The organism is Pseudomonas sp. HY13-MNA-CIBAN-0226, from assembly GCF_040310305.1.
Classification (GTDB): domain Bacteria; phylum Pseudomonadota; class Gammaproteobacteria; order Pseudomonadales; family Pseudomonadaceae; genus Aquipseudomonas; species Aquipseudomonas gregormendelii.
The window spans coordinates 1-1,310 of record NZ_JBEOPS010000051.1 but is presented as its reverse complement, the minus strand read 5'-3'; the positions used below and the strand labels follow the sequence as shown (position 1 = coordinate 1,310).

1 protein-coding gene is annotated in these 1,310 nt (G+C 53.3%); it reads right to left on the bottom strand.

Features of this window, described 5'->3' with window-relative positions:
- Window positions 1–31 precede the first annotated feature (31 nt).
- A protein-coding gene (locus tag AAEZ05_RS27670; RefSeq protein WP_502947797.1) for an IS3 family transposase occupies window positions 32–1,257 on the bottom strand; the annotation gives its coding sequence in 2 pieces (ribosomal slippage) (window positions 32–906 and window positions 906–1,257; 1,227 coding nt in all).
- Between the last annotated feature and the right edge of the window lie 53 nt (window positions 1,258–1,310).

Here is a 1,310-nt window from a genome sequence, read left to right as displayed (position 1 = left end):
TGTCTAGTCCTGAAATAGGTTTACATCTGTTTCACCCCAACGCCCGATGCACCGCATCGGGCGTTTTGTATTTCAAGGACAGGTGCGGGCGCTCCTGGTTGTAGATTAGGATCGCCTCTCTCACCATCTTTTCAGCCTCTGGCAGATCTTTAGGCCGATGAAGCAATAACTCAGTTTTAAGGATGCCGTTGACCCGCTCTGCCAAGGCGTTTTGATAACAGTCATAGCCATCAGTCATTGAGCACGTTATGCCGTGTCTTGCGTGCAGTTTTTGGTAAAGCGTCGAGCAGTACTGCACTCCACGATCCGAGTGGTGAACCAATCTCTGACTGCTTCGTCGCGTCTTCAGCGCCATGCGCAAAGCTTGAGCCACCGAGTCGGCATGCAGACTGCCATGCACGTGATAACCGACAATTTTTCTTGAGAAGACATCCGTCACCAAGCTCAAGTACGCCGGGTCATCACGCTTGGTGGACAGGTAAGTGACATCCGCCACCCAGACCTGCTCCGGGCCGGTGGCAACGATTTGCTGGGGGCCAGGCTTCAGGAGGTTGGGATGGCAACGGAAGCGGTGATGACTGTCAGTTGTCTTGTGATAGGCCCGTTTTCTGCGTACCAAATACCGGTGATCGCGCAACACTTCAAACAAGCGATCTCGGCCGACATGTAGCTCCGGCTTATCATGCTTCGCGTGCATCAGTGAGTGCAGTTTGCGGGTGCCCAGACAGGGTTGCCGCACGCGGACTTCCTGCACAAACTTGATAAGCTTCTGATCCTGCTCGACCCGCGCCCGATAGGCCCGATCACGCTTGTAATAGGCCTGTCGACTAATCCCCATAAACTGGCAAGCCCTGCAGACACTCAGGGTTTGGGTTTGCGCAACGACTTGCCTGGCCGCTTTTTTACGATAGATACGCCGTAATCGTTCTTCAGAACATCGACCACGTCTTCGAAGAATTTGGCTTTCTGAGTCGCCAACGCCAACTGCTCCTCAAGCTCTTTGATTCTCTGCTCGGGAGTTAATGGCAAAGTAGGCTCGTCCATCGGTCGGACCCTCTGGGAGCGAATGGATGCGCCTTGGCTCCAGTCCTGCCGACCATGCTTGCGTAACCACACCAACACCGTCGACCGGCCCTGAATGCCATAGCGCCGTTGAGCCTCTTTATAACTCAACTCGCCTTTTTCGACTTGGTCGACAACCGACAATTTAAAAGTCAGCGTGTAATCTCTCTGGCTACGTTTTTCGCCCGTATTCATTGCACCTTCCTGATAAGAAGCCAGAAGGTGTAAACCTTATTCAGGACGAGACA